22 protein-coding genes are annotated in these 22,568 nt (G+C 68.3%); 13 read left to right on the top strand and 9 right to left on the bottom strand.

The window, feature by feature from the left end; all coding sequences use genetic code 11:
• The first annotated feature begins 112 nt into the window (after positions 1–112).
• The 7 genes from U1F38_RS06045 (at position 113) to fghA (ending at position 6,907) form a co-directional block, all read left to right on the top strand.
• Positions 113–1,135, top strand: a complete 1,023-nt coding sequence (locus U1F38_RS06045) for an integron integrase (protein WP_409986142.1) — start codon at positions 113–115, stop codon at positions 1,133–1,135.
• Positions 1,136–1,202: 67 nt separating this feature from the next.
• The gene (locus U1F38_RS06040) at positions 1,203–1,445 is read left to right on the top strand and encodes a type II toxin-antitoxin system Phd/YefM family antitoxin (protein ID WP_409986141.1); all 243 of its coding nucleotides are present in this window, start codon (positions 1,203–1,205) and stop codon (positions 1,443–1,445) included.
• Positions 1,442–1,705 (top strand): Txe/YoeB family addiction module toxin, encoded by a 264-nt coding sequence (locus tag U1F38_RS06035; RefSeq protein WP_409986140.1) that lies wholly within the window; start codon positions 1,442–1,444, stop codon positions 1,703–1,705. Before U1F38_RS06040 ends, U1F38_RS06035 begins: the two co-directional genes overlap by 4 nt.
• Positions 1,706–1,808: 103 nt before the next feature.
• Positions 1,809–4,151 carry a heavy metal translocating P-type ATPase gene (locus tag U1F38_RS06030; protein WP_409986139.1) on the top strand — a complete coding sequence of 781 codons (2,343 nt, stop codon included), beginning with the start codon at positions 1,809–1,811 and terminating at the stop codon, positions 4,149–4,151.
• A gap of 85 nt (positions 4,152–4,236) precedes the next feature.
• On the top strand, positions 4,237–4,815 hold the full coding sequence (locus U1F38_RS06025; protein WP_409986138.1) for a hemerythrin domain-containing protein: 579 nt from the start codon (positions 4,237–4,239) through the stop codon (positions 4,813–4,815).
• Positions 4,816–4,883: 68 nt separating this feature from the next.
• The gene (locus U1F38_RS06020; protein ID WP_409986137.1) at positions 4,884–5,996 is read left to right on the top strand and encodes an S-(hydroxymethyl)glutathione dehydrogenase/class III alcohol dehydrogenase; all 1,113 of its coding nucleotides are present in this window, start codon (positions 4,884–4,886) and stop codon (positions 5,994–5,996) included.
• A gap of 77 nt (positions 5,997–6,073) precedes the next feature.
• Positions 6,074–6,907, top strand: a complete 834-nt coding sequence (gene fghA, locus U1F38_RS06015) for an S-formylglutathione hydrolase (RefSeq protein ID WP_409986136.1) — start codon at positions 6,074–6,076, stop codon at positions 6,905–6,907.
• 249 nt (positions 6,908–7,156) lie between these two features.
• Here the strand turns inward: fghA and U1F38_RS06010 are convergent, their stop codons facing one another.
• The 5 genes from U1F38_RS06010 to U1F38_RS05990 are packed head-to-tail and all read right to left on the bottom strand — an operon-like array spanning position 7,157 to position 12,222.
• Positions 7,157–8,167, bottom strand: coding sequence for a spore coat protein U domain-containing protein (locus U1F38_RS06010; protein WP_409986135.1), 1,011 nt, complete (start codon positions 8,165–8,167; stop codon positions 7,157–7,159).
• On the bottom strand, positions 8,164–10,572 hold the full coding sequence (locus U1F38_RS06005) for a fimbria/pilus outer membrane usher protein (RefSeq protein ID WP_409986134.1): 2,409 nt from the start codon (positions 10,570–10,572) through the stop codon (positions 8,164–8,166). The genes U1F38_RS06010 and U1F38_RS06005 overlap by 4 nt, the downstream gene beginning before the upstream one ends.
• Entirely contained in the window at positions 10,526–11,254 is a 729-nt protein-coding gene (locus U1F38_RS06000; protein ID WP_409986133.1) for a molecular chaperone, read from the bottom strand. Before U1F38_RS06000 ends, U1F38_RS06005 begins: the two co-directional genes overlap by 47 nt.
• Before the next feature lie 28 nt (positions 11,255–11,282).
• Positions 11,283–11,651 (bottom strand): hypothetical protein, encoded by a 369-nt coding sequence (locus tag U1F38_RS05995; protein WP_409986132.1) that lies wholly within the window; start codon positions 11,649–11,651, stop codon positions 11,283–11,285.
• 34 nt (positions 11,652–11,685) lie between these two features.
• On the bottom strand, positions 11,686–12,222 hold the full coding sequence (locus tag U1F38_RS05990; RefSeq protein ID WP_409986131.1) for a spore coat U domain-containing protein: 537 nt from the start codon (positions 12,220–12,222) through the stop codon (positions 11,686–11,688).
• Positions 12,223–12,715: 493 nt separating this feature from the next.
• On the opposite strand from U1F38_RS05990, the gene U1F38_RS05985 reads away from it, so the two are divergent.
• From U1F38_RS05985 to U1F38_RS05975, 3 genes are read left to right on the top strand one after another with little or no spacing between them, the layout of a single operon-like run.
• Positions 12,716–13,450: a gluconate 2-dehydrogenase subunit 3 family protein gene (locus tag U1F38_RS05985; protein WP_409986130.1), complete on the top strand. Its 735-nt coding sequence runs from the start codon at positions 12,716–12,718 to the stop codon at positions 13,448–13,450.
• Between the two features lie 2 nt (positions 13,451–13,452).
• Positions 13,453–15,219, top strand: coding sequence for a GMC family oxidoreductase (locus tag U1F38_RS05980; protein WP_409986129.1), 1,767 nt, complete (start codon positions 13,453–13,455; stop codon positions 15,217–15,219).
• 15 nt (positions 15,220–15,234) lie between these two features.
• Positions 15,235–16,557, top strand: a complete 1,323-nt coding sequence (locus U1F38_RS05975) for a c-type cytochrome (RefSeq protein WP_409986128.1) — start codon at positions 15,235–15,237, stop codon at positions 16,555–16,557.
• A gap of 30 nt (positions 16,558–16,587) precedes the next feature.
• On the opposite strand, the gene U1F38_RS05970 is transcribed toward U1F38_RS05975, so the two are convergent.
• Complete coding sequence (locus tag U1F38_RS05970; protein WP_409986127.1) at positions 16,588–17,715, bottom strand: alkene reductase; 1,128 nt, start codon at positions 17,713–17,715, stop codon at positions 16,588–16,590.
• A 95-nt stretch (positions 17,716–17,810) separates the two neighbouring features.
• Between U1F38_RS05970 and U1F38_RS05965 the strand changes: the two genes are divergently transcribed.
• Complete coding sequence (locus U1F38_RS05965; RefSeq protein ID WP_409986126.1) at positions 17,811–19,043, top strand: YbfB/YjiJ family MFS transporter; 1,233 nt, start codon at positions 17,811–17,813, stop codon at positions 19,041–19,043.
• Here the strand turns inward: U1F38_RS05965 and gstA are convergent.
• From gstA to U1F38_RS05950, 3 genes are all read right to left on the bottom strand, one after another.
• Positions 19,040–19,645 carry a glutathione transferase GstA gene (gstA, locus tag U1F38_RS05960; RefSeq protein ID WP_409986125.1) on the bottom strand — a complete coding sequence of 202 codons (606 nt, stop codon included), beginning with the start codon at positions 19,643–19,645 and terminating at the stop codon, positions 19,040–19,042. The genes U1F38_RS05965 and gstA overlap by 4 nt on opposite strands.
• Positions 19,646–19,780: 135 nt before the next feature.
• A complete protein-coding gene (locus tag U1F38_RS05955; protein ID WP_409986124.1) occupies positions 19,781–20,215 on the bottom strand; it encodes a lysozyme inhibitor LprI family protein in 435 nt (144 codons plus the stop codon).
• Between the two features lie 87 nt (positions 20,216–20,302).
• Positions 20,303–20,809 carry a DUF3011 domain-containing protein gene (locus tag U1F38_RS05950; RefSeq protein WP_409986123.1) on the bottom strand — a complete coding sequence of 169 codons (507 nt, stop codon included), beginning with the start codon at positions 20,807–20,809 and terminating at the stop codon, positions 20,303–20,305.
• 325 nt (positions 20,810–21,134) lie between these two features.
• Between U1F38_RS05950 and U1F38_RS05945 the strand changes: the two genes are divergently transcribed.
• Both U1F38_RS05945 and U1F38_RS05940 read left to right on the top strand, forming a co-directional pair.
• Positions 21,135–21,983 (top strand): helix-turn-helix domain-containing protein, encoded by an 849-nt coding sequence (locus U1F38_RS05945; protein ID WP_409986122.1) that lies wholly within the window; start codon positions 21,135–21,137, stop codon positions 21,981–21,983.
• A gap of 186 nt (positions 21,984–22,169) precedes the next feature.
• Positions 22,170–22,568, top strand: a complete 399-nt coding sequence (locus U1F38_RS05940) for a hypothetical protein (protein WP_409986121.1) — start codon at positions 22,170–22,172, stop codon at positions 22,566–22,568.

Genomic DNA, 22,568 nt, shown 5'->3' with positions numbered 1-22,568 from the left:
AATTAGACGGAGGTGATGGTAGGGGTTTTCGTCGGGTAAAACAACGGGTCCGGCGCGTTCTCATGGGTAAACCCCAGCATGATTTCATTTACGCAAACCTAAAATTTCCCGGATGGAACGGCTCCCTGCAAACCCGTCCGGCCCTACAGAAGCCCCTCGCCCGCCCAAGCTGCTGGAGCAGTTGCGCACGCATTTGCGCACGCGCCACTACAGCATCCGCACCGAGGAGGCCTATATCCACTGGGCGCGGCGTTTCATTTTGTACCACAACAAGCGGCATCCGCGCGAGATGGGTGCGGTGGAGGTGGAGGCGTTTTTGAGCCACCTGGCTGTTGATCGGCAGGTGTCGGCGTCAACACAAAACCAGGCCAAGGCGGCGCTGCTGTATTTGTACAAGCAGGTGCTGGGGATTGACTTGCCTTGGCTGGATGAAGTGGTGCAGGCCAAGCGGGGGCAGCGCCTGCCGGTGGTGCTGACGCCGGGCGAGGTGCGCGATTTGATGCTGCACGTGGAAGGGGTGGCGGGGCTGATTGCGCAGCTGCTCTACGGCACGGGTATGCGCCTGCTGGAGGGGCTGCGCCTGCGCGTGAAGGATGTGGAGTTTGCGCGGCGCGAGATTGTGGTGCGCGAGGGCAAGGGCAACAAGGACCGGGTGACGGTGCTGCCTGAGAACTTGATTGCGCCCCTTCAAGCGCAGTTGCAAAAGGCGCGCGCGCTCCACGAGAAGGATTTGGCGGCGGGTTTTGGGCGGGTTTGGCTGCCGCATGCGCTGGCGGTGAAGTACCCCAACGCGGATACGAGCTGGGCCTGGCAGTGGGTGTTTCCGTCGCCGGTGCGCTCGATGGACCCGCGCCCGGATGCGCGCACGGGCCAGGCGCTGGAGCGGCGCCACCATGTGTATCCCGAGTCGGTGCAGCGTGCGGTGCGCGACGCAGCGCGGGTGGCAGGCATTGGCAAGCCGGTGTCGCCGCACGTGCTGCGCCATTCGTTTGCCACGCATTTGCTGCAGGCGGGTTATGACATTCGCACGGTGCAGGAGTTGCTGGGGCACGCGGATGTGAGCACGACGATGATTTACACCCATGTGCTGAACAAGGGCGGGCGGGGCATTTTGAGTCCGCTGGATGTGCTGTGAAACTGAGGTGTGGGATTTGCAATTTCGTACGATTTGTCGTACGATAGTAAGACATTTGGAGATCGCCATGTCTACCTTGACCGCCAGCGAAGCGCGCGCCAATTTCTACCGGTTGATGGATCAGGCGGCGCAGTCGCACGAGCCCATTTTTATCTCCGGCAAGCGCAGCAATTCGGTGTTGCTGGCGCAAGAGGATTGGGCCGCCATCCAGGAGACCCTGTATTTGCTGTCGGTGCCTAACATGCGCGAGTCGATCAAGTCCGGCATGGCCGAGCCCACCGACTCCTGCGCCACGGAGCTGGATTGGTGACGTGGCAAGTCGTCTATGCCAAGCAAGCGCAGAAGGACGCACGAAAGCTGAGCGCCGCCGGGCTTAAGGACAAGGCGCAAGTCTTGTTGGCCGTGCTCGCCCAAGACCCGTTTCATATGCCTCCGCCATACGAAAAACTGGTGGGTGACTTGGCCGGCGCTTATTCACGGCGCATCAACATCCAGCACCGCTTGGTGTACCAGGTGCTGTCGGAGCAGCGCACGGTCAAGGTGCTGCGGATGTGGACCCACTACGAATAGAGCAGCAATGCAGGAGGGTTGAACTGCTTTGCTGGCGTTCTGAGTTCGTTGTGCGCACAAAGCACTTGACCTTGCCATGATGGCAGGCTTCAAACTGCCTTCCATGAACACATCAAACGCAACATCGACGGTGGACTTGGGCGTGGGCGGCATGACCTGCGCCAGCTGCGTGGCCCGCGTGGAGCGGGCCCTGGCCAAGGTGCCGGGCGTGCAGCAGGCGGCGGTCAACCTGGCGACCGAAAGCGCGCGCATCACCGTGGCGGGCGGGGCCGACCTGGGGCCGCAACTGCGCCGCGCGGTGCGCGATGCGGGCTATGAGCCGCGCGCGGCCAACGCGGCCATCGACGCGGCGGATGCATCGCCCTGGGCCGGCTTTGCGCCGGTGGGGATTGGCCTTTTGCTGTGTGCGCCGCTGCTGTTGCCCATGCTGCTGATGCCCTTGGGCGTGAGCTGGATGCCGCCGGCCTGGGTGCAGTTTGCGCTGGCCACACCCGTGCAGTTCTGGCTGGGCGCGCGTTTTTACAAGGCGGCCTGGGGCGCGCTGAAGGCGGGCACGGGCAACATGGATTTGCTGGTGGCGCTGGGCACCACGGCGGCGTGGGCGCTGTCGGTGTGGCTGTGGCTGTTTTCGGGCCATGGCGAGCACGCGCACCTGTATTTTGAAAGCGCGGCGGTGGTCGTCACGCTGGTGCTGCTGGGCAAGTGGCTGGAGTCGCGCGCCAAGCGGCAGACGACGGCGGCCATCCGCGCGCTGCATGCGCTGCGGCCCGAGCTGGCGCATCTGATCGACTTCGATGGCGAAAAAGAAATACCGGTGGACGAGCTGCGCGCGGGCGACAAGCTGGCCGTGCGCCCCGGCGAGCGCGTGCCGGCCGATGGCAAGGTCGAGGAAGGCGCGACGCAGGTGGACGAGTCGATGCTGACGGGCGAGCCGCTGCCGGTGGCCAAGGGCGTGGGCGATGCGCTGACGGGCGGCTCGATCAACGGCGACGGCCGGGTGGTGCTGCGGGTGACGGCCGCGGGCAGCGAGAGCGTGCTGGCCCACATCATCCGCCTGGTGGAAGATGCGCAGGCCGGCAAGGCGCCGGTGCAGCGGCTGGTGGACAAGGTCTCGGCGATCTTCGTGCCGGTGGTCATCGGCATCGCGCTGCTGACCTTCATCGGCTGGTGGCTGGCCGGCCTGGGGCTGGAGCCGGCCATCATCCGCGCCGTGGCGGTGCTGGTGATTGCCTGCCCCTGCGCGCTGGGCCTGGCCACGCCCACGGCCATCATGGCGGGCACGGGGGTGGCGGCCAAATTCGGCATCCTGATCAAGGACGCCGAGGCGCTGGAGGTGGCGCACCGGGTGGACACGGTGGCCTTCGACAAGACCGGCACGCTGACCGTGGGCCAGCCGCGCCTGCTGGCACTGCTGCCAGCGCCGGGTGTGGATGAGGGCGAGGTGCTGCGCCTGGCCGCCAGCCTGCAAAGCGGCAGCGAGCACCCGCTGGCGCGCGCGGTGCTGGCGATGGCGCGCGAGCGGGGCGTGGCCATCGACAGGCCCCAAGACGTGCGCGCCGTGCCCGGCCATGGCAGCGAGGGCGTGGTGGACGGCCAGCGCGTGCTGGTGGGCAGCCAGCGCTGGCTGCGCGAGCTGGGCGCAGATTTGAAGCCTTTTGAGGCTCTGGCGCTTGACCATCAAGCGCAGGGCGCTACGGTTTCGATAGTTGCGGTGCAGGATGAAGCCAACGCGACCCCGCGCCCGCTGGCTCTGCTGGCCTTTGGCGACGAGCCCAAGCCCGGCGCGCGCGCGGCCATCGAACGCCTGCACGCGCGCGGCGTGCGCACGGTGATGATCTCGGGCGACAACCGCGGCGCGGCCGAGGCCATGGCGCGCCGCCTGGGCATGCGCCCCGAGGCCGGCGAGGTGATGGCCGAGGTGCTGCCGGGGGACAAGGCGCAGGCGGTGCGGGCGTTGCAGGGTGGCGTTGACTCCCTCCCCCGCTGGGGGAGGGTTGGGGTGGGGGCCAGCGGCGATGAAAAAGACGGCATGGTCGTGGATGCGCCCTGGCCCCCATCCCAACCTTCCCCCAGAGGGGGAAGGGGTGAAGACCGTCATGTCGTCGCCATGGTCGGCGACGGCGTCAACGACGCGCCCGCGCTGGCTGCGGCCGACGTGGGCCTGGCCATGGGCAGCGGCACCGACGTGGCCATGCACGCGGCCGGCATCACGCTGATGCGCGGCGACGTGGGCCTGGTGGCGGCGGCGCTGGACGTGTCGCACCGCACGGTGGCCAAGATCCGGCAGAACCTGTTCTGGGCCTTCGTCTACAACGCGGCCGGCATTCCGCTGGCGGCGCTGGGCTATCTCAACCCGGTGCTGGCGGGCGGGGCGATGGCGCTGTCGTCGGTCAGCGTGATGAGCAATGCGCTGCTGCTCAAGCGCTGGCGGCCGCCGCAGGCCTGATGGCCCTGTCTGTGCGGGCCTTGATCCATGTCAGTTTCAAAAGCGGACGGGCGCACTAGACTGAACGCAACCGAGGAGACTTGTCATGACCCCCAGCAGCCTGAAGATCATTCGCGATGAGCATTCGTCGCTGGCCGCCATGTTGCAGTCCACGCGCATGCTGGTCGAGCGCGGGCCGCAGGACGATGCGCGCAACTTCTTCGACGTGTTGCGTGCGATGCTGTTCTACATCGACGAGTTTCCCGAGCGCCTGCATCATCCCAAGGAGACGGAGCTGCTGTTTCCGCGCGTGCTCAAGGCCGCGCCCGAGACGGCCACGGCCATCGCCCGGCTGGACCACGACCACGAATACACCGAAAAGGCGGTGCGCGATTTGCAGCACCTCTTGATCGCGTGGGAGCTGATGGGCGAGAGCCGGCGCGCCGCCTTCACCAAGGCCTTCACGCGCTATGTCGATCTGTACCTGGCGCACATGCACCTGGAGGAGCAGGAGATCCTGCCCGCCGCCGTCAAGCACCTGACGGCCGAGGACTGGAAGGCGCTGGACGCGGCGTTCGAGGCCAACCGCGATCCGCTGACGGGCCATCACGCGCCCGAGAAGGACTACGAGCGCCTGTTCTCGCGCATCGTGATGGCGGCGCCGTCGCCCATCGGCCTGGGCTGAGCCGCGGGCACCTGGCGCGGGGCGCTGCGGGCTAGACTCGGGGTGTTTGCCCCTGAGGAGTCCGCCCCATGAAATCCCGCGCCGCCGTTGCCTTTCAGGCCGGCCAACCCCTGCAGATCGTCGAGCTTGACGTGGCCCCGCCCAAGAAGGGCGAGGTGCTGGTCCGCATCACCCACACCGGCGTGTGCCACACCGACGCCTTCACCCTGAGCGGGGACGACCCGGAGGGCGTGTTCCCCGCCGTGCTGGGCCACGAGGGCGCGGGAATCGTCGTCGAGTGCGGCGAGGGCGTGACGTCCGTCAAACCGGGCGACCACGTGATTCCGCTGTACACCGCCGAGTGCGGCGAATGCCTGTTCTGCAAGAGCGGCAAGACCAACCTGTGCGTGGCCGTGCGCGCCACGCAGGGCAAGGGCGTGATGCCCGACGGCACGACGCGCTTTTCGTACAAGGGCCAGCCGATCTATCACTACATGGGCTGCTCCACCTTCAGCGAATACACGGTGGTGGCTGAGGTGTCGCTGGCCAAGGTCAACCCCGGCGCCAATCCCGAGCAGGTGTGCCTGCTGGGCTGCGGCGTGACCACGGGCCTGGGCGCCGTCAAGAACACGGCCAAGGTGCAGCCCGGCGACAGCGTGGCGGTGTTTGGCCTGGGTGGCATCGGCCTGGCGGTGGTGCAAGGCGCCAAGCTGGCCGGGGCCGGACGCATCATCGCCATCGACATGAACCCCGACAAGTTCGCGCTGGCCAAGACCTTCGGCGCGACCGACTGCGTCAACCCCAAGGACCATGACAAGCCCATCCAGCAGGTCATCGTCGAGATGACCACCTGGGGCGTGGACCACAGCTTTGAATGCATCGGCAACGTGAATGTGATGCGCGCGGCGCTGGAATGCGCGCACCGCGGCTGGGGTCAGTCGGTCATCATCGGCGTGGCCGGCGCGGGGCAGGAAATCAGCACGCGGCCGTTTCAGCTCGTCACCGGCCGCCGCTGGCTGGGCACGGCGTTTGGCGGCGTCAAGGGGCGCAGCCAGTTGCCCGGCATCGTCGAAGACGCCATGGCCGGTCGCATCCAGCTCGCGCCGTTTGTCACGCACACCATGCCGCTGCATGAGATCAACCGCGCGTTCGACTTGATGCACGCGGGCGAGTCGATTCGCTCGGTGGTGCATTTCGCTTGATTTTCGGTCCAATCGGTGCTTGGCCGGCCGTGGGCAAGCGCAACATGCTATTGAATTGATAGATTGGGGCGAGCAACGTGGAACGCATCGAACAACACGCCAGTTTTGGTGGCCGGCAAGAGGTGTGGCAGCACGCCAGCCGCAGCACGCACTGCGATATGCGCCTGGGCGTCTATCTGCCGCCGCAGGCGCTGGCGGGCGAGCGCTGCGCGGTGCTGTACTGGCTCTCGGGCCTGACCTGCACCGAGCAGAACTTCATCACCAAGGCCGGCGCGCAGCAGCACGCCGCTCGCCACGGCCTGATCGTTGTCGCGCCCGACACCAGCCCGCGCGGCCCCGGCGTGCCCGACGACGCGGCCTACGACCTGGGCCAGGGCGCGGGCTTTTACGTCAACGCCACGCAGCCGCCCTGGGCCAATCACTTTCAAATGCAGGACTACGTGGCCGAGGAATTGCCGGCGCTCATCGAGCAGCACTTTCCCGCCACCGACGCGCGCGGCATCTTCGGCCACAGCATGGGCGGGCACGGCGCACTGGTCACCGCGCTGCGCCATCCGGGGCGGTATCGCAGCGTGTCGGCCTTTGCACCCATTGCCGCGCCGGCGCAGGTGCCCTGGGGGCAAAAGGCGCTGGCGGCGTATCTGGGCGATGACCCGAAAGCCTGGGCCGAATGGGACGCCGCGGCGCTGATTGCCCAAGCCCGCGGCGAGCGCCTGCCGCTGCTCATCGACCAGGGCGAGGCCGACGAATTTTTGCCGCAGCTGCGCCCGGATTTGCTGCAGGCGGCGTGCGCCCAAGTGGGCCACCCGATCACCCTGCGCATGCAGCCGGGCTACGACCACAGCTACTACTTCATCGCCAGCTTCATGGGCGAGCACGTGGCGCATCACGCGGCGGCATTGCGCGGGTGAATTGCGCGGTTGTTGGGGGCCGAACGTCGGGTTTTCGTGCCTCAACCCGACCTGCGAAGACCTTGGGCGGCGTGCAACGCAGTCGGTCGGGTCGGCGAAGCGTAACCCGACATGATCCTGAAATGATAGCTGTCGTCGCTTGTCCATCAATCGCTACAACCCTGTACGTCGGGTTGGCGAAGCGTCACCCGACATGACGCGCACCCGAGCGGGCGCCACTGCTTGCGCGCCGGCGGGCTTCGGTGGCGCTCAGTAATTGACGACCACCGTCACCGTGTCGCTGTAGCTGTCGGGCTGGTAGTCGGCCGAGGGCGCGCGCACGTATACCGTGTGGGATTTGGCGACGCCGGTGCCGCTGCCGGCCACGCCGTTGCCGGCGCTGGAGGCCGTGGCGGTATTGCCCCAGAGGGTGGTCATGCCGGCGTTCTGGTACAGCTGATACGGCACCTTGTCGGTGTTGCCCGCGGGGGCGGACATCAGGCCGGCGCCCACGGTGCTGTTGTTGGACGGACGCAGGCCGACGTAATACGGCGTGGTGTTGCTGCAGGTGATGCTGATGTTGCCGTTGTTGGCGACGTTGGTGGCGCTGGCGGGGACGGTGCCCAGGTCGACGTCGGAGACGGCGTTCACCACGCATTGCTTGGTGACGGTGGCGCTGACGGTGAAGGGGAAATAGCTGCCTTGATAGGTGCTGGGGCAGGTGCTCGGCGGGGTGCTGCCCGTGACCGCGTTGATTGAAATGGCGGTGTCGACCTGCTGATAGACGTCGGTGTAGTTGCCGGGGATCGCACCCGTTTGCCCGCCGACGACGCGGCCGTACAGCGGGATCGTGCCGCTGGTCCTGGAGCCGGCGCCACTGCTCCCAACCAGCGTGAACTGGACGGCTGCGGGCGTGGCCGAACCAAAGCCGTAGCTGCCCCAGATCACCGAGCGGCCGGGGTCCTGGTAGAGCTGGAACTGAAGCGTGTTGGAGCCGCTCAGCATCAGCCGCGGGTTCCATTGCCGGCCCAATGGTTCGCCGATGTGAAAGCACACCATGGCGGAATCGGTTCCCCCGTCGTTCTTGCTGCAGTTGTAGGTCAGGCTCGCGACGGCGTCGGCCTGACTCGACAGCGGGTTGACGGAGCCGAAATTGACGTCGGTCATCGCGGCGGTGCAAGTGAGGACAGCGTGTGCCGGAGCGCTTGCCAGCATCGACACCAGCAGCACACCGATGGCAGGGAGCGTGCCGAGGAAAAAGGATCGCAGCGACAGTTTCATGGCCGGGTCTCCGGGGTGCAGCGCAGCGGGCCGATGCGGGGAATGGCGCCGTCGGCGTCCTTGCGGTAGTTCAAGCGTACGCTGCAACGGCCGGCAGGGGTTTGCGCGGCCAATTGGTTGTGTTCGTCCAGCGTGTCCAGATAGACCTCGCCGTCATAGCCCACCACCGCCTTGCTCGATTGGCCGTTGACCGTGACGGCGCTGCCCAGCGGCAGCGGCTGGCCGGCGGCGTCGACCAGGATCACCAGCGCCGAGCGCACCGGGGTGATGCCGAACTGCACCAGCGTGCCGGCGCGGTCGGGCGGGGTGGCGATGGCTTCCACGCGGTCGATGCGCAGGTCGGCCGGCAGGTCCATGGGGTTGATGCCCAGCTTGTTGTTCTGCCAGGCGTTCAGCGGCGTGACCAGCAGGTGGCCGCTGGCGTCGGTGGTGCCGATGGGGCGGTTTTCCAGCCGCACGGGCACGCCGGCCACGCCGTCGGTGGACACCAGGGCGAAGGCGTCGTAGATGGGGCGCGCCGCAAACAGGTGCCCGCCCATGAAGACCAGCGCGCCGTTGGCGTCGCCATACGCGGTGCTGGCGCCGTTCATCACGTTCACGCCGGCGGCGTAGCGCCCGTAGGTGCCCAGGTAGTTGACCTCGCCCTGCGCGCCATGCTGGCCGCTGCCGGCGCGCGCCATCGCGTTCCAGCCCCAGCCGCCGTCGCTGGGCGTGGCGTGGCTGGCGCTGGCCGTGATCTGGGTGCCGCCGTTGTCGCGCTGCACGCCGCTGCTGAGACTGGTGCGGCTGTCCAGCGCCCAGCTGAGGTTGACGAACACGCTGTAGAGCTTGCGATCGCTCAGGTCGCGGTTGGCGGTGAGCGAGAGCGTGGCCTGCCGGCCCAGCGACTTGAACCAGCCGGCGCTGGCGTAGCGCGCGGCGGCCTGGCCGGGGTAGTTTTGATAGAGGTAGCTGAGCGAGAAGCTGCCGATGTCGCCCGCGTTGTAGCCCACGGTGGCGCTGCCGCTGGCGCGCGCCAGCGCGGTGCCGCTTTGCGCCGCCACGTCGCGGTATTGGCCCTGCGTGCGCGTGCCGGTGAAGGCGACGTTGAAGCGCTCGTTGTTCCAGTTGTAGCCCAGGTTCAGCTGCGTGCCGTGCTGGCCGCCGCCGCTGGAGCCGGCCAGCGCGCCGCTGGCCACGCCGGCGTTGCCCAGCAGCCAGGCTGCGTCGGCGCCCACGTTGGTCAACCCGCGCGTGGCCTCGGCGTGGGCGGCCACCGTCAGGGTGTCGCTCAGGCCGCGGCGCCAGCTGCCGCTCAGCATGGGGTCGTGGCCGTAGTCGTTGGAGACCAGGCCGTAGTTCTGGCGCACGCGCCCCAGCTCGACCGACCAGCTGGTCAGGCCCGGCTTGAGCAGCTGCTGCGTGCCGTAGAGCGAGAAATTGAGCGTCGTGCTGCGCCCGAACGCGTCGGTCAGCACCACCTGCGCGTTGCCGGCGCCGCTGATACTGGGCAGGGTGTTGAGCTGAAACGGGCCGGCCGGCACCTGGCCGTTGTACTGGCGCATGCCGTTGACGTACAGGTCCAGCTGCGAGGGCAGCGTCGCCGAGCCCAGCAGCGAGGGCACGGGCGTGGTGCTCAGGTAGGGTTGCAGCGCGAAGTTGCTGCCGATCTGGATGCCGCCGATGCGCGTGGCGCGCGTCCACGGCAGGGCCTGGGTCAAGGTGTCGCCCACGCGCACCGTCAGCAGGCGATCGGGCCAGGACTGGGACCAGCTGGTGTCCAGCCGCACGGTGCGGGGCTGCTGCTGGGTGTCCACGTTGCCGTGCGTGCTGCGCGCCAGCATCGTGTTGCTCAGCACACCCCAGTTGCCGAAGGCGCGCAGCTCGGTGAAGGCGCTCAACGAGCCGGTGCTGGCCGAGCCCGCGCCTTGGCTGCGCGCACCGTAGAGGTCATAGTTGAGCAGCAGGCCGGGCGCGCTGCTGACGGGCTGTGCCGCGATGCCCGGCACGGTGAGCGTGGTCTCGGGCAGCTTGAGCAGCTCCAGCGGCGCGATCAGGACGGCGCGCTGCAGGGCGCGGTCGTACTGCTGCTGCACGCCGGGCAGGTCGCGCAGCGCCACCGGATCGGGGCTGTCCACGGGCAGCACGAAGCCGAGCGCGCGCAGGCTGGCCGCCGAGGCCCAGAGCTGGCCGGCGCGCTCGCCAAAGTGCACCAGGCCGCGCGCGCTGCCGTTGAGCGTGACGTCCAGGTACACGTCGTGGCCGCTCGCGCCCGCCAGGCTGGGCTCGGCCGCGCCCAGCACCGCGCCCGCCGCGACCGCCGGGGCATCGGCGGCGTGGGCGGGCAAGGCCAGCAAGGCCGGCGCCAGCAGCAGGGCCTCAGCGAGGACGCTCGGCCAGCGGGACGCTTTGGTCGGTCTTGCCATTGATCATTGCTTCCCAGCGGCCGCCCGCTTGCTGCGCCGCGGCCGGCAGCTTGAGGGCCCAGCGCATGCGCGCGCCCGGCAGGGCGTAGCCCAGCAGGCCGGGCGCCACGGGGGTGCGCTGGCCGGCGGGGTCGATGTAGGTCAGGTCGGCCAGCTGCGCGTGCGTGCCGCCGCTGTTGGCCACTTCCAGCAAGGTCTTGTCGCCCTCGCGCTGCAGCGCCCATTGCAGCTGCGGCTCGCTGGCCGGCGCGCCCAAGGGCTGCACGAACACCGGCACCGAGTAGCGCAGCACGTATTGCAGGCCCTTGCGCGCCGGGTCTTCGCTGGGCAGCTCGTCGATGATGAGGCGGTAGGCCTGCTCGGCGCCGCCGGTGGGCGGCGCGCCCAGGCGAATGGCGCGGATCAGCTGGCGCTCGCCCACGGCCAGCTCGATCATGGGCGGGCTGGCCAAAAGCTCCTTGGTGGGCGTCAGCTGGTCGGCGTCGTTTTCCTGCGTCCAGCGGAACACGCGCACCTGCGCGCGCACCGGGGTGTCGCCGGTGTTGGACAGCCACAGGCCCTCGGCGTTTTGCGTGGCCGGCACGTCGATGGACACCGGGGCCACTTGCAGGCCGCTGGCGCTGGCCGAGGTGCCTGCCAGCAGGGCCGCGCCGGCGAGGACGCAGGAGAGAAATCGGCGCATGGGATGCCTGAGGAAGAAGAGGACCGAGTCAATAGTCCACGTGGACCGTCACGGGTGATTCGGCGGTGCTGCTCGCGCGCACGGTGTCTGCCGCCAGCGTGGCACTGATGGCGTCCATGCCGCGCCCCGTGGCCGCCAGGCCGGCCGTGTCCGGTGCGGACAGGGCGATGGCAAACGGCGTCTTGCGCGAGCAGCGGATCAGCAGGGCCGACGCGCTGCCGCCTGTTGCCACCGGTGCATCGAGCAGAACGCCGTGAGGGGGCTGTGCCGACACCAGACAGGTGGACAGCACTCGCAGCCGAACCGGGAACGTCAGGCTGGCTTGCCCCGCCTGGGCTGCCGTCGCGCCGGCGCACAAGGCCAGCAGGGCGGCTTGGGCGATGGGGCGAAGACGCACGAAAAGCCCGGCCGAGTGCAAGCAGCGCGCCCGATCAGTAGTTGACGTTGACCGTCACGGTGTCCTTGTAACTGTCCGGGGTGAAGTCGGAATTGGTGGCCTTGGCGTAGGCAATGAACGAAACGGTGTTGTCCGTGGGCGTGTTGGACATGCCCTTGCCGGTGCCCTGCTTGCCGTTACCCACCGCGGTCGTGGTGGCGGTATTGCCCCAGACGGTCGAATAGCCGGAGTCCGAATACAGGTTGTAGGGCACCTTGTCGGTGTTGCTGCCGGTGCCCGACATCACGCCGGCTCCATTCGCATTGCCGTTCGACGGTGCCAGGCCGATGTAGAACGGGGTGCCCTTCGAGCAGTTGACCTTGAAGGTGGTGCTGCCGGTCTGGCTGACCGCGACGTCCGTGGCGGCCACGGTTCCCAGGTCGATGTCGGCGATCGAGGCGGTGTTGACCTTGCAGGTCTTGGTGATGGTCATCTTGACCACGAAACTGCTCGTGGTCTGGTCGGCGTGCGCCGCACCGGCGACGGTGCCCAGGGCGATCAGGGCCAGCTTGGCGATGAGTTGCTTATTCATGATGTGTGGACTTTCGTGCGGCGTGCCGCGGAGGTTTATGGGGTGATCAATGGGTATCGGTGAGCAAAGACCCGGAAGTAAAAAGTAGTCTTTGCGGGCGGCGAATCTTAGGGGCGAAGTGGCCGCGGCACCTAATTTTTTCTGCTCAAAATCTGTGCAAAACAACACGCTGTCGCGGGGCAACGACAGGGGTGCTCAGCGGCTTTCGACGTTCCGTGAACAAGTTCACGCGGCAAGGCGCCGGGAGATACGGCGGTTCGCGGGACGAAGTCCAAGGAATTACATGGGTGAACGTGCTCGGGGGCGGGTCCCGGACGAATGGCTTGGGTCTTTCGGTGGACCGCGCGCGCCCGCTTGCCCGGCGAGTCGATCGAGTCCCTCTCGGGCCCGGTCCAGGGTTCTGGCGCCGTGGACAGCGCGGGCGCCGGCGCGTTCACGGAAGTTGTGATACGGTGACCCCGCCTGAACTTTCGCGATGCGAGGGAGCGCGCAAATGAACGACGATCGGCAGCCACCCACCACATGGCATGCGTTGAAGCCGCCGGAAAGCCGGCCCAACCGGCGCTTCATGCTGAAGGCGGCGGTGGGCAGCGGGGCGGTGCTGCTGGCCGGCGGGCCGTCGGCCACGCAAGCGGCCAAGGCGCTGCTGGACGAGTACAAGCCGGTGTACTTCAGCGGTGCCGAGTGGGCCTTCGTGCGCGCGGCCTGCGCGCGCCTGATCCCGTCGGGCGGCGACGGGCCGGGCGCGATCGAGGCGCAGGTGCCGGTGTTCATCGACCGGCAGATGGCCGGTGATTTCGGCAAAGGCAGCGACTGGTTCATGGGCGGCCCGCACGACCCCAACGCGGACCCGCAGCGGGGCTTTCAGTCGCCCCTGGCGCCGGCGCAGATTTACCGCGAGGCCATTGCGGCCGTCGATGGCTGGTGCACGCTGAACAAGGGCAAGCCCTTTGCCGTGCTGGACGAAGCGGCGCAGGACGAGGTGCTCAAGACGCTGCAGGCCGGCCAGCTGGGCCTGCGCGCGGAGCTGCGCGACTTCTTCACCTTCTTGCTGCAGAACACCAAGGAAGGCTTTCTGGCCGACCCGATGTACGGCGGCAACCACCAGATGGTGGGCTGGAAGCACATCGGCTTTCCCGGCGCGCGGGGCGCGTATCTGGAATGGGCCAACGACCAGGGCAAGCCGTATCCGCTGGGGCCGGTGGCCATTTCCGGTGAAAGGGGTTGAGCATGGCGCGGCAGGAGAAAAAAACCGATGCGGTGATCGTGGGCCTGGGCTGGACGGGCTCGATCCTGGCGATGGAGCTGGCCGAGGCCGGGCTGCAGGTGCTGGCGCTGGAGCGCGGCGAGGACCGCGACACGGTGCCCGACTTTGCCTATCCCAGGATGATCGACGAGCTGAAGTACGGCATCCGGCTCAAGCTGATGAACCGGCCCGCGGACTCGACGCTGACGATTCGCCGCTCGCTGCAGGAAACGGCGCTGCCCTATCGCGTGCTGGGCAGCTTTTTGCCCGGCAACGGCGTGGGCGGCGCGGGCGTGCACTGGAACGGCCACACCTGGCGCGCGCTGCCCGAGGAGCTGCGCCTGCGCTCGTACGTGACCGAAAAATTTGGCGCCAAGGTCATCGGCCCCGACCTGACGATCGCGGACTGGGGCGTGACCTATGACGAGCTGGAGCCGTACTTCGACCGCTTCGAATACGTGTGCGGCATCTCCGGCCAGGCGGGCAACCTGGGCGGCCAGACGCAGGCGGGCGGCAACCCGTTCGAAGGGCCGCGCAAGCGCGCCTACCCGCTGCCGCCGCTGCCCACGCTGCTGAACGGCAAGATGTTCGGCGATGCGGCCAAGGCCATGGGCTACCACCCGTTTCCGCTGCCTTCGGCCAACCTGTCGGACACTTGGACCAACGAGTACGGCATGCAGCTGGGGCCATGCAATTTCTGCGGCTTTTGCGAGCGCTTCGGCTGCATCAACTATTCGAAGTCGGCGCCCCAGACTTGCATCCTGGGTGCGCTCAAGCACAAGCCCAACTTCAGCTACCGCACGCGCGCCGAAGTCATCCGCGTGGAGCTGTCCGCCGACAGGAAGACCGCCACCGGCGTGACCTATGTCGATGACCAGGGCGAGGAGGTGTTCCAGCCGGCCGACCTGGTCATCCTGGCCGCCTACCAGTTCTACAACGTGCACCTGCTGCTGCTGTCGGGCATCGGCAAGCCCTATGTGGCGGAGACCGGCGAAGGCGTGGTGGGCAAGAACTACGCCTACCAGATGTCCGGCGGCACCAGCCTGTTCTTCAAGAACGTCAACTTCAATCCGTTCGTCGGCGCCGGCTCCAGCGCGATGGTGATCGACGATTTCTCGATGAACCAGGTGGACTTCGGCCGCGAGGGCTTCATCGGCGGCAGCTACATCAGCAGCGGCCAGTTCAACGGCCGGCCGATCGCCTCGATGCCGCTGCCGCCCGGCACGCCGGCCTGGGGCGCGGGCTGGAAGCAGGGCATCAAGGACTGGTACGGCCATTCGATGAGCATCGGCAGCCACGGCTCCAACATGTCCTGCCGCGATTGCTACCTGGACCTGGACCCGACCTACCGCAACAAGTACGGCCAGCCGAAGCTGCGCATGACCTTCGACTGGAAGCCCAACGACATCCGCATGACGCAGTTCATGCGCAGCAAGATCGAGGCCATCGCCCGGTCGATGAACCCGACGCACTGGGCCTCGGGCTACAAGGGCGAGGGCGCGCACTATGACGTGCGGCCCTACCAGACCACGCACAACGTGGGCGGCGCCATCATGGGCACCGACCCGACGCAAAGCGCCGTCAACCGCTATCTGCAAAGCTGGGACGTGCACAACGTGTTCGTGATGGGTTCCAGCGCCTTTCCGCAGAACCTGCAATACAACCCGACCGGCACCGTGGGCGCGCTGGCGTACTGGTCGGCGCGGGCGATCCGGCAGGACTACCTGAAGAACCCGCGTCCGTTGGCTTGAGGCAAGGAGCCTGGCATGAAAGCGCTGCTTCGCATCGTCGGCGTGCTGATCCTGATCGGCATCGTCGTGGTTCTGGGCCTGATGTTCGTGCCGCCGCAGCGCACCGCGCCGGCGGCGGCGCTGCCGGCCGACTACCAGCCGCCGCCGGGCGCGGGCCGGGCGGTGGCCGTGGCGGGCGACTGCATGGCCTGCCACACGGCGCCCAAGGGCCAGCCCTACGCGGGCGGGCTGGCGGTGCCATCGCCCTTCGGCGTGATTTATTCAACCAACATCACGCCCGACAAGGAAACCGGCATCGGCAACTACACGCTGGACGAGTTTCGCGCCGTGCTGATCGATGGCGTGCGCAAGGATGGCGCGCATCTGTACCCGGCGATGCCGTATCCGAGCTACCGCAAGATGAGCGAGCCCGACGTGCGTGCGCTGTATGCCTACCTGATGAACGACGTCAAGCCGGTGCATGCCGCGGCGCCGGTGACGGCGCTGGAATTTCCGTTCAACCAGCGCTGGGGCATCCGGGCCTGGGACTGGGTGGCCTTGCCCAAGGCGGGTTTCGAGCCGCACATGGGCGACGCCCGGCTGGACCGCGGCGCCTATCTGGTCGAGGGGCTGGCGCACTGCGGCTCCTGCCACACGCCGCGCAACCGCCTGACCTTTGCCGAAAAGGGCTATGACGCCCGCTCGGGCGACTTTTTGACCGGCGCCGTGCTGAACGGCTGGCCGGCGCCCGATTTGCGCGCCAAGGACAGTGACGCGCAGCGCTGGAGCGCGGCGCAGCTGGCGGCCTTGCTGGCCACCGGCCGCAGCGACACCACCGGCGTGGCGGGCGAGATGGCGACGGCCGTGGAGCACTCGCTGCAATACCTGCCCAAGGACGACCTGGACGCCGTCGTCGGCTATCTGCAGGCCATCCGCCAGGACCGCGCGGTCGCGGGCCAGACGGCGCCGCGCGCCAACGCCGTGGCGACCACTGCGACGCTCAATGGCGCCTCACCGCAGATTGACCTGGGCGCGCGCCTGTACCTGGACAATTGCAGCGCCTGCCACTTCACCAACGGCAAGGGCGCCAAGGCGGTGTTTCCGCAACTGGACGGCAACGCGCTGGTGACAGCCCAGGACGCCGGCGGCCTGATCGCCGTGATCCTGAACGGCGCGGCCATCCCCTCGACCCAGCTGCGGCCCGCCCGCCTGGCCATGCCGGACTTCGGCTGGCGCCTGAAGGACGACGAGGTGGCGGCCCTGGCCACCTTCGTGCGCCAGAGCTGGTCCAACGACGCGCCGGCGGTCACCGGCACCGACGTGGCCAAGGTGCGCGCGGCGAGCGCGTCGGCACGCTGAGCGTGTGAGCGCGGGCCGCGCGTTGGGCGCTCAGTCGCCCAGTGCCGGATAGTCGGTATAGCCCGCCGCGCCGCCGCCGTACAGCGTGGCGCGCTCGAGGGCGGCGAAGGGGCCGCCGCGGCGGATGCGCTCGGTCAGGTCGGGCATGCTGATGAAGGCCTTGCCGAAGGCCACCAGGTCGGCGCGGCCGGACTCGATGGCGGCGGCGGCCATGGCGCCGTCGTAGCCGTTGTTGACCATCCATGCGCCGCGGCCGCCGGCGTGGCGGTAGCTGGCCTTCATGGCGGCGTAGTCGAAGGGGCGGCCTTCGACCTCGCGCGGGCCGCCGGTGGCGCCTTCGATGACGTGGATGTAGGCCAGCGGCAACGTCGCCAGCGCGCGCACCAGGTGCCGGAACAGGGGTTGCGGGTCGGTGTCCACGATGTCGTTGGCGGGCGTCACGGGGGAGATGCGCAGGCCCGTGCGCTCGGCGCCGACGGCGTCGGCCACCGCGCGCGTCACCTCCAGCATCAGGCGCGCGCGGTTTTCGATCGAGCCGCCGTAGTCGTCGGTGCGCACGTTGGCGCCGGTTTTGAGGAATTGGTCGAGCAGGTAGCCGTTGGCGCCGTGGATTTCCACCCCGTCGAAGCCCGCCGACTGCACGGCGTTGCGCGCGGCGACGGCGAAGTCGTGCACGATGCCCGGGATCTCATGGCGGTGCAGCGCGCGCGGCTCGCTGGTGAGGGCAAAGCCGCCCTGGCCCTCGCAGTCGATCAGGTAGGTTTTGGTGTTGGCGCGGATGGCCGAGGGCGCCACCGGCAACTGGTGGTTTGGCTGCAGCAGCTGGTGCGACACGCGCCCGACGTGCCACAGCTGGCAGAAGATGCGCCCGCCCCGCGCATGCACGGCCTGGGTCACCCGCTTCCAGCCGTCGAGCTGCTCGGTGTCGTACAGGCCGGGCACGTCGGCGTAGCCCTGGCCCTGCGGGCTGATGGCGGTGGCTTCGCTCACGATCAGGCTGGCGCCGGTGAGCGGGTCGGCGCGCTGGGCGTAGTACTCGGCCATCAGCGCATTGGGCACGGCGCCGGGCGCGCGGTTGCGCGTGAGCGGGGCCATCACCACGCGGTGAGGCAGCGTGAGCGCGCCCAGACGAAACGAGGAAAACAGCGGGTGGGACATGGCCAGTCTCTTTGCAGTGGCGAGGGGTCGTGCCGCCGATTGTGCGACGGGTGCGCCCGCCGTGCCAGCCGCGCGGGCTGCGACACAATGCGCGGATGACCGCACCTGCCGCAGCGCCTGGCCCCGCGCCCGTTTTCCTGGCCCTGGCGCTGTCGCTGGGCGCCGCCGTGTCGCTGGGCATCACGCGCTTTGCCTATGGGCTGCTGCTGCCGGTGATGAAGGGCGACCTGGCCTGGAGCTACACCCTGGCCGGCGCGATGAACACCGTCAACGCGGCGGGCTACCTGCTGGGCGCGCTCGTCACGCCCTGGCTGCTCAAACGCCTGGGCGCCGTGCGGGTGCTGCTGTGGGGCGCGGTGCTGGCCAGCGTGTTCATGGCGCTGTCGGGCTTTTTCATCGACGCCGCGCCGCTGCTGCTGCAGCGCCTGCTGGCGGGTGTGGCCAGCGCCTTTGTCTTCATCGCCGGCGGGTTGCTGGCGGCCCGGCTGGGCACGCGCGCGCCGCAGCAGGCCGGCCTGCTGCTGGGCCTGTACTACGGCGGCGTGGGCTGGGGCATCGCGCTGTCGGCACTGGGCGTGCCGCTGCTGCTGGATGCCGCGCGCGGCGTGGCGCATGGCTGGGCCTGGGCCTGGTGGGGCATGGCGCTGCTGTGCCTGGTGGCCACGGCGGTGCTGGCCTGGCCGGCCAGAATACTACAAAAACAGGAGCTGATTGCGCAGACTGTGCAAGCGCCAGAGCCCCATTTGATTCAAAAAATATCATGGCGGTCCATGGGCTGGGCGCTGGCCGGCTACACGCTGTTTGGCGTGGGCTACATCGGCTACATGACCTTCGTGATCGCCCTGCTGCGCGAGCAGGGCGCCAGCGCCGGCGCGGTCACGCTGTTCTACACGCTGCTGGGCCTGGCGGTGGTGGCGTCGGCGCGCATCTGGGCGCGGCTTTTGGACCGGTCCAAGGGCGGCGGCGCGCTGGCGCTGCTCAACGCCTTGCTGGGCGTGGCCACCGTGCTGCCGGCACTGACGTCGGCGTGGCCGGTGGTGCTGGCCTCGGGCTTGCTGTTCGGCGCTGTGTTTTTGTCGCTGGTGGCGTCGACCACCGCCTTCGTGCGCCACAACCTGCCCAGCGCGCAGTGGGCGGCGGGCATCAGCGCCTTCACCATCTTGTTTGCCTTCGGCCAGATCGTGGGGCCCACCGTGGTGGGCTGGATTGCCGACGGCCCCGGCGGGCTGGCGCGCGGCCTGCTGTATTCGGCCGGCGCGCTGTGGCTGGGGGCGCTGCTGGCGTGGCGGCAAAGGCCGCTGGCGCGGCGCCCGGATGCCGGCGCTTAAAGCAGCCCCTCGGCCTTCATCGCACGCTGCACGGCCGGGCGGGCGGCCACGCGCTCGCGCCAGGCGCTCAGGTTGGCGAAGGGGGCCAGGTCCAGCTGCATGGGCTTGGCCCAGTTGGTGACGGTGAAGAGGTAGGCGTCGGCGACGGTGAAGTCCTGGCCCATCAGCCAGGTCTTGCCGGCCAGTTCGCCGTCGACCCATTTCAGGCGCTCGAGCAGGCGATCGGCGCTGAGCTTTTTGGCCTCGGCGGGCATGGCGGGGTTGAACAAGGGCGAGAAGCCCTTGTGCACCTCGGTGCCGATGAAGTTGAGCCAGCTCTGCAATTGATAGCGCGCCAGCGTGCCGTTGGCGGGCGCCAGGTTCTTTTCGGGTGCCTGGTCGGCGATGTACTGCACGATCGCCGGGCCTTCGCGCAGGCCGGTGCCGTCATCCAGCACCAGGTAGGGCACGTAGCCCAGGGGGTTGACCTTGCGGTAGTCGCTGCCGTCGGGCAGTTGCTTGGTCTTGGTGGGGGCGGAGATGGCCTCGTACTTGAGGCCGGCTTCTTCCAGCGCGATGTGGGGTGACAGCGAGCAGGCGCCGGCGGAGTAATAGAGTTTCATGCGATGTTCCTGGTTGCGTTGCCGCACGGATGGGCGTGACGGGCGCGTCGCGCGGTCCCGGCGCCTGTTTCGTGGGCCCGTCAGCGTAGCAAAAGTGCGGCGGGCTTGCAGGCCTGGCTTGGCCGCGCCCCGGCTTCAGCGGGGAATGGCGCAGTCGAGGGCCGATTGTTCGTCCGCGCCCTTGCCGCAGGCGAGGTGGTTCTGCAGCTCGATGACGCGGTTTCGCGTCAACTCGGCCAGGCAGCTGTCGAAGTTCATGGCGTGAATGCTGCCGCCGGCGCTGCGCACCGCGGCAAAGGCGCACTCGGCATCGCGAAAGCCGATCCACTGGCGCTGCGCCTGGGTCAGCAGCGCCTTGGCCGGGTCGTCCCGCTTGAGCCGACTCTGCATTTGCCCATACAGGCGGTTGAGTTCCTGGTCCTGGCGCTTGAGGGCATCGGCGGCGCAGGCCGTCAGCTGACTCTGCGTCTGGGCCTTCTCGTAACAGGGGTCGTCGGTGGCATGGGCCAGCGTGCCGCTGGCCAGGCCGGCGATGCCCAGCAGGGCGGAAATGAGTACGGTTCTTTTCATGGCGATCACCCCAACGGTCTGCGAGGAAATTTGCGGCCAAGGCGGCTGCAGGTGTCGAGCTGCCCACGTGGCTTGCGGCGCGCGCCTTCACTGCATTTCCAGTTGGCCAGGCTCGGGCGGGTCGTCCGGGCTCGTCACCAGGCAGCCCGATCCGTGGCAGCCATCGTAGCCGCTGTCGCGGGGGCGGCGGCGCTCGTGGTCGTCGTCCGAGGCTGCGCTGCCGAGAATGGCGCCCAGCACCAACCCGCCGATCAGCGCGCCGGCGTCGCGGCCCCGCGCATCGTAGTGCCGCGCACCTTCGTCGTAGGTGTCGCCGCGTCCGTGGTGGTAGCCGCCGACATCCGCGAACGTTCCCGAGCACCCTTCGCTTACCCAGATATAGCCGCTTCTGGGGTTGTAGCCCCAGGTTCGGTTCACGATGCAGGCGCTGCCTGAAATCTGGTGGATCAGCTGCGGGCGCGAGAGCTCGCCGGCATAGCATTCGTTGTACCGGTAGTCGCGTGACCAGCACTCGATCGTGGCCTGGGCCGTGGCCGGCGGCAGGATGGCCAGTGGCGCGACCAGAAAGACGGTGTTGATGAGGAGTCTGCGCATGGGGTTTCTTTCGGAGAGAGGGTTGCGGGGTTCAGGGCCCCGGGCGTGGTGCCGGGCGGTGGACAGTGGCCTGGCCGGGGCTGCGCGGTTGTCGATCTGGAGCCTGGCGCGGGCCTGGTTGCGCGTCGCGCCCGCCAGGCCGGCACGGCGCCTTGGCATGGCGAATGGGGCGCTGATTCGGCCAGCGTCGGCTTGCGGATGGCACGGGGTCAAGTCTGGCGCATCGGGCTGTCAGGAATCGACCGTCGTTGCATCGCCTGCGCATCGCCTGTAAGGTCGGTGCAGAATCGGCGACGGCGTGCCGCGCCGGGCATGGGAAACAGTCATGTTGCAAGCAATTCCGGAACACTGGGGCAGAAAGCTCGAAACCGAACACGGCGCGGTCAGCCATTCCCGCGTCGGTCCGAACGCGATCCGGCTTCGCGCGCAGGGGCACTACGCGCTGATTCTGTTGAGTCCCCAGACGGCACGCCACGTGGCGCTCAACAGCGACCGGATGATGGCGGGGGCGGCGCCGGTGGGTTCGATCGAAGTGGTACCCATGGGGTCGGATCTGTCGGCCCAATGGGAAACGCCGAAGGAAAACGTGCTGGCCGGCTTGACGACGCAAAGGTTGCAGGCGCTGGCCGGTGCAGAGTTCGGTACGGACAGCTTTGAGCTTTACCCGCCACGACTCGGCTGCGTGGATACCAAGGCGCTGGCCATGGGCCGCGCGATCCGCGACGAGCTGCAGTGCGGCACCTTTGCGGTGAGCGAATGCGTCGATGCCTGGCTCACGGTTCTGGGCGTCCATCTGCTGCGCCGGTATTCGAGCCTGGGCAACCGCACCCGCTCGGGTGCGCGCGGCGGGCTGTCGCCGGCGACCTGGCGCAGGGTGGAGGACTACATCCGCATGCATCTGGCCGAGCGCATCACGGTGGAGCAGCTGGCCGAAACGGCGCGCCTGTCGCCGAGCCACTTTGCCCGTTCCTTTCTGGCGCGCACGGGGCAGGCGCCGCACCAATACATCCTGGCGATGCGGCTGGAGGCTGCGCGCGAGCGCATTCTGGCCGGCAAGGAGCCGCTGGAGCGGGTGGCCCGGCTCGCCGGCTTTTCCAGTCACAGCCACCTGACGTCCACCATGCGGCGTTTCTGGGGAATTGGGCCGACGGAGATCCGCCGCCAGGGGCGTTGACGCGTGCCGCCGCTTGTCGCGGGGCGCTGCGACCATCGGAATGCGACTGCACTGTCAGGAATCGACCTTGATGTCGGGCCTGCCGGGAACGGGCGGCGATCGTGCGCGCGGAACTGGCGTTTGGACGGGCTAGGATCATCGCGTCGAGGCCGCCCGCCGCGCGGCATCCATGATCAGGAGCTTTTCATGTCCGTTTTCAGATGCTGCGTGGGGGCTTTGGCGACCGCGGCCTTGCTGTCGGGTTGCGCGACGGTCCGGCAGTCGGATCTCGACGCGTGGGTGGGAGTGCCGGTGCAGGCGCTGGACACGCACCCGCTGTTCCTCACCATGCCGCTGTACCGCACCCAGACAGCCAACGGGGTCGAGATTCGCAATTATTTCAACAGCAAGGACGTGGAACAGTGCTTCGCCAGCGCGGGGCACGGCGATCGGCGCCATGTCAGTCACAGCGCGTTCGTCACCTGCTCTGAAACGCGCCTGGCGTGCAGCAACCTTTTCTATATCGAGAACGGCAAGGTGACGCGCTACGCGCCCACGGGCAATTGCTATACCGACAGCAGCGTCCGGCCGCAGGCGGGCTATTGA

Source organism: Ottowia sp. (assembly GCF_046348305.1).
Classification (GTDB): domain Bacteria; phylum Pseudomonadota; class Gammaproteobacteria; order Burkholderiales; family Burkholderiaceae_C; genus Ottowia.
The sequence above is the reverse complement of the archived record's forward strand: the minus strand, read 5'-3'. Positions and strand labels throughout refer to the sequence as shown.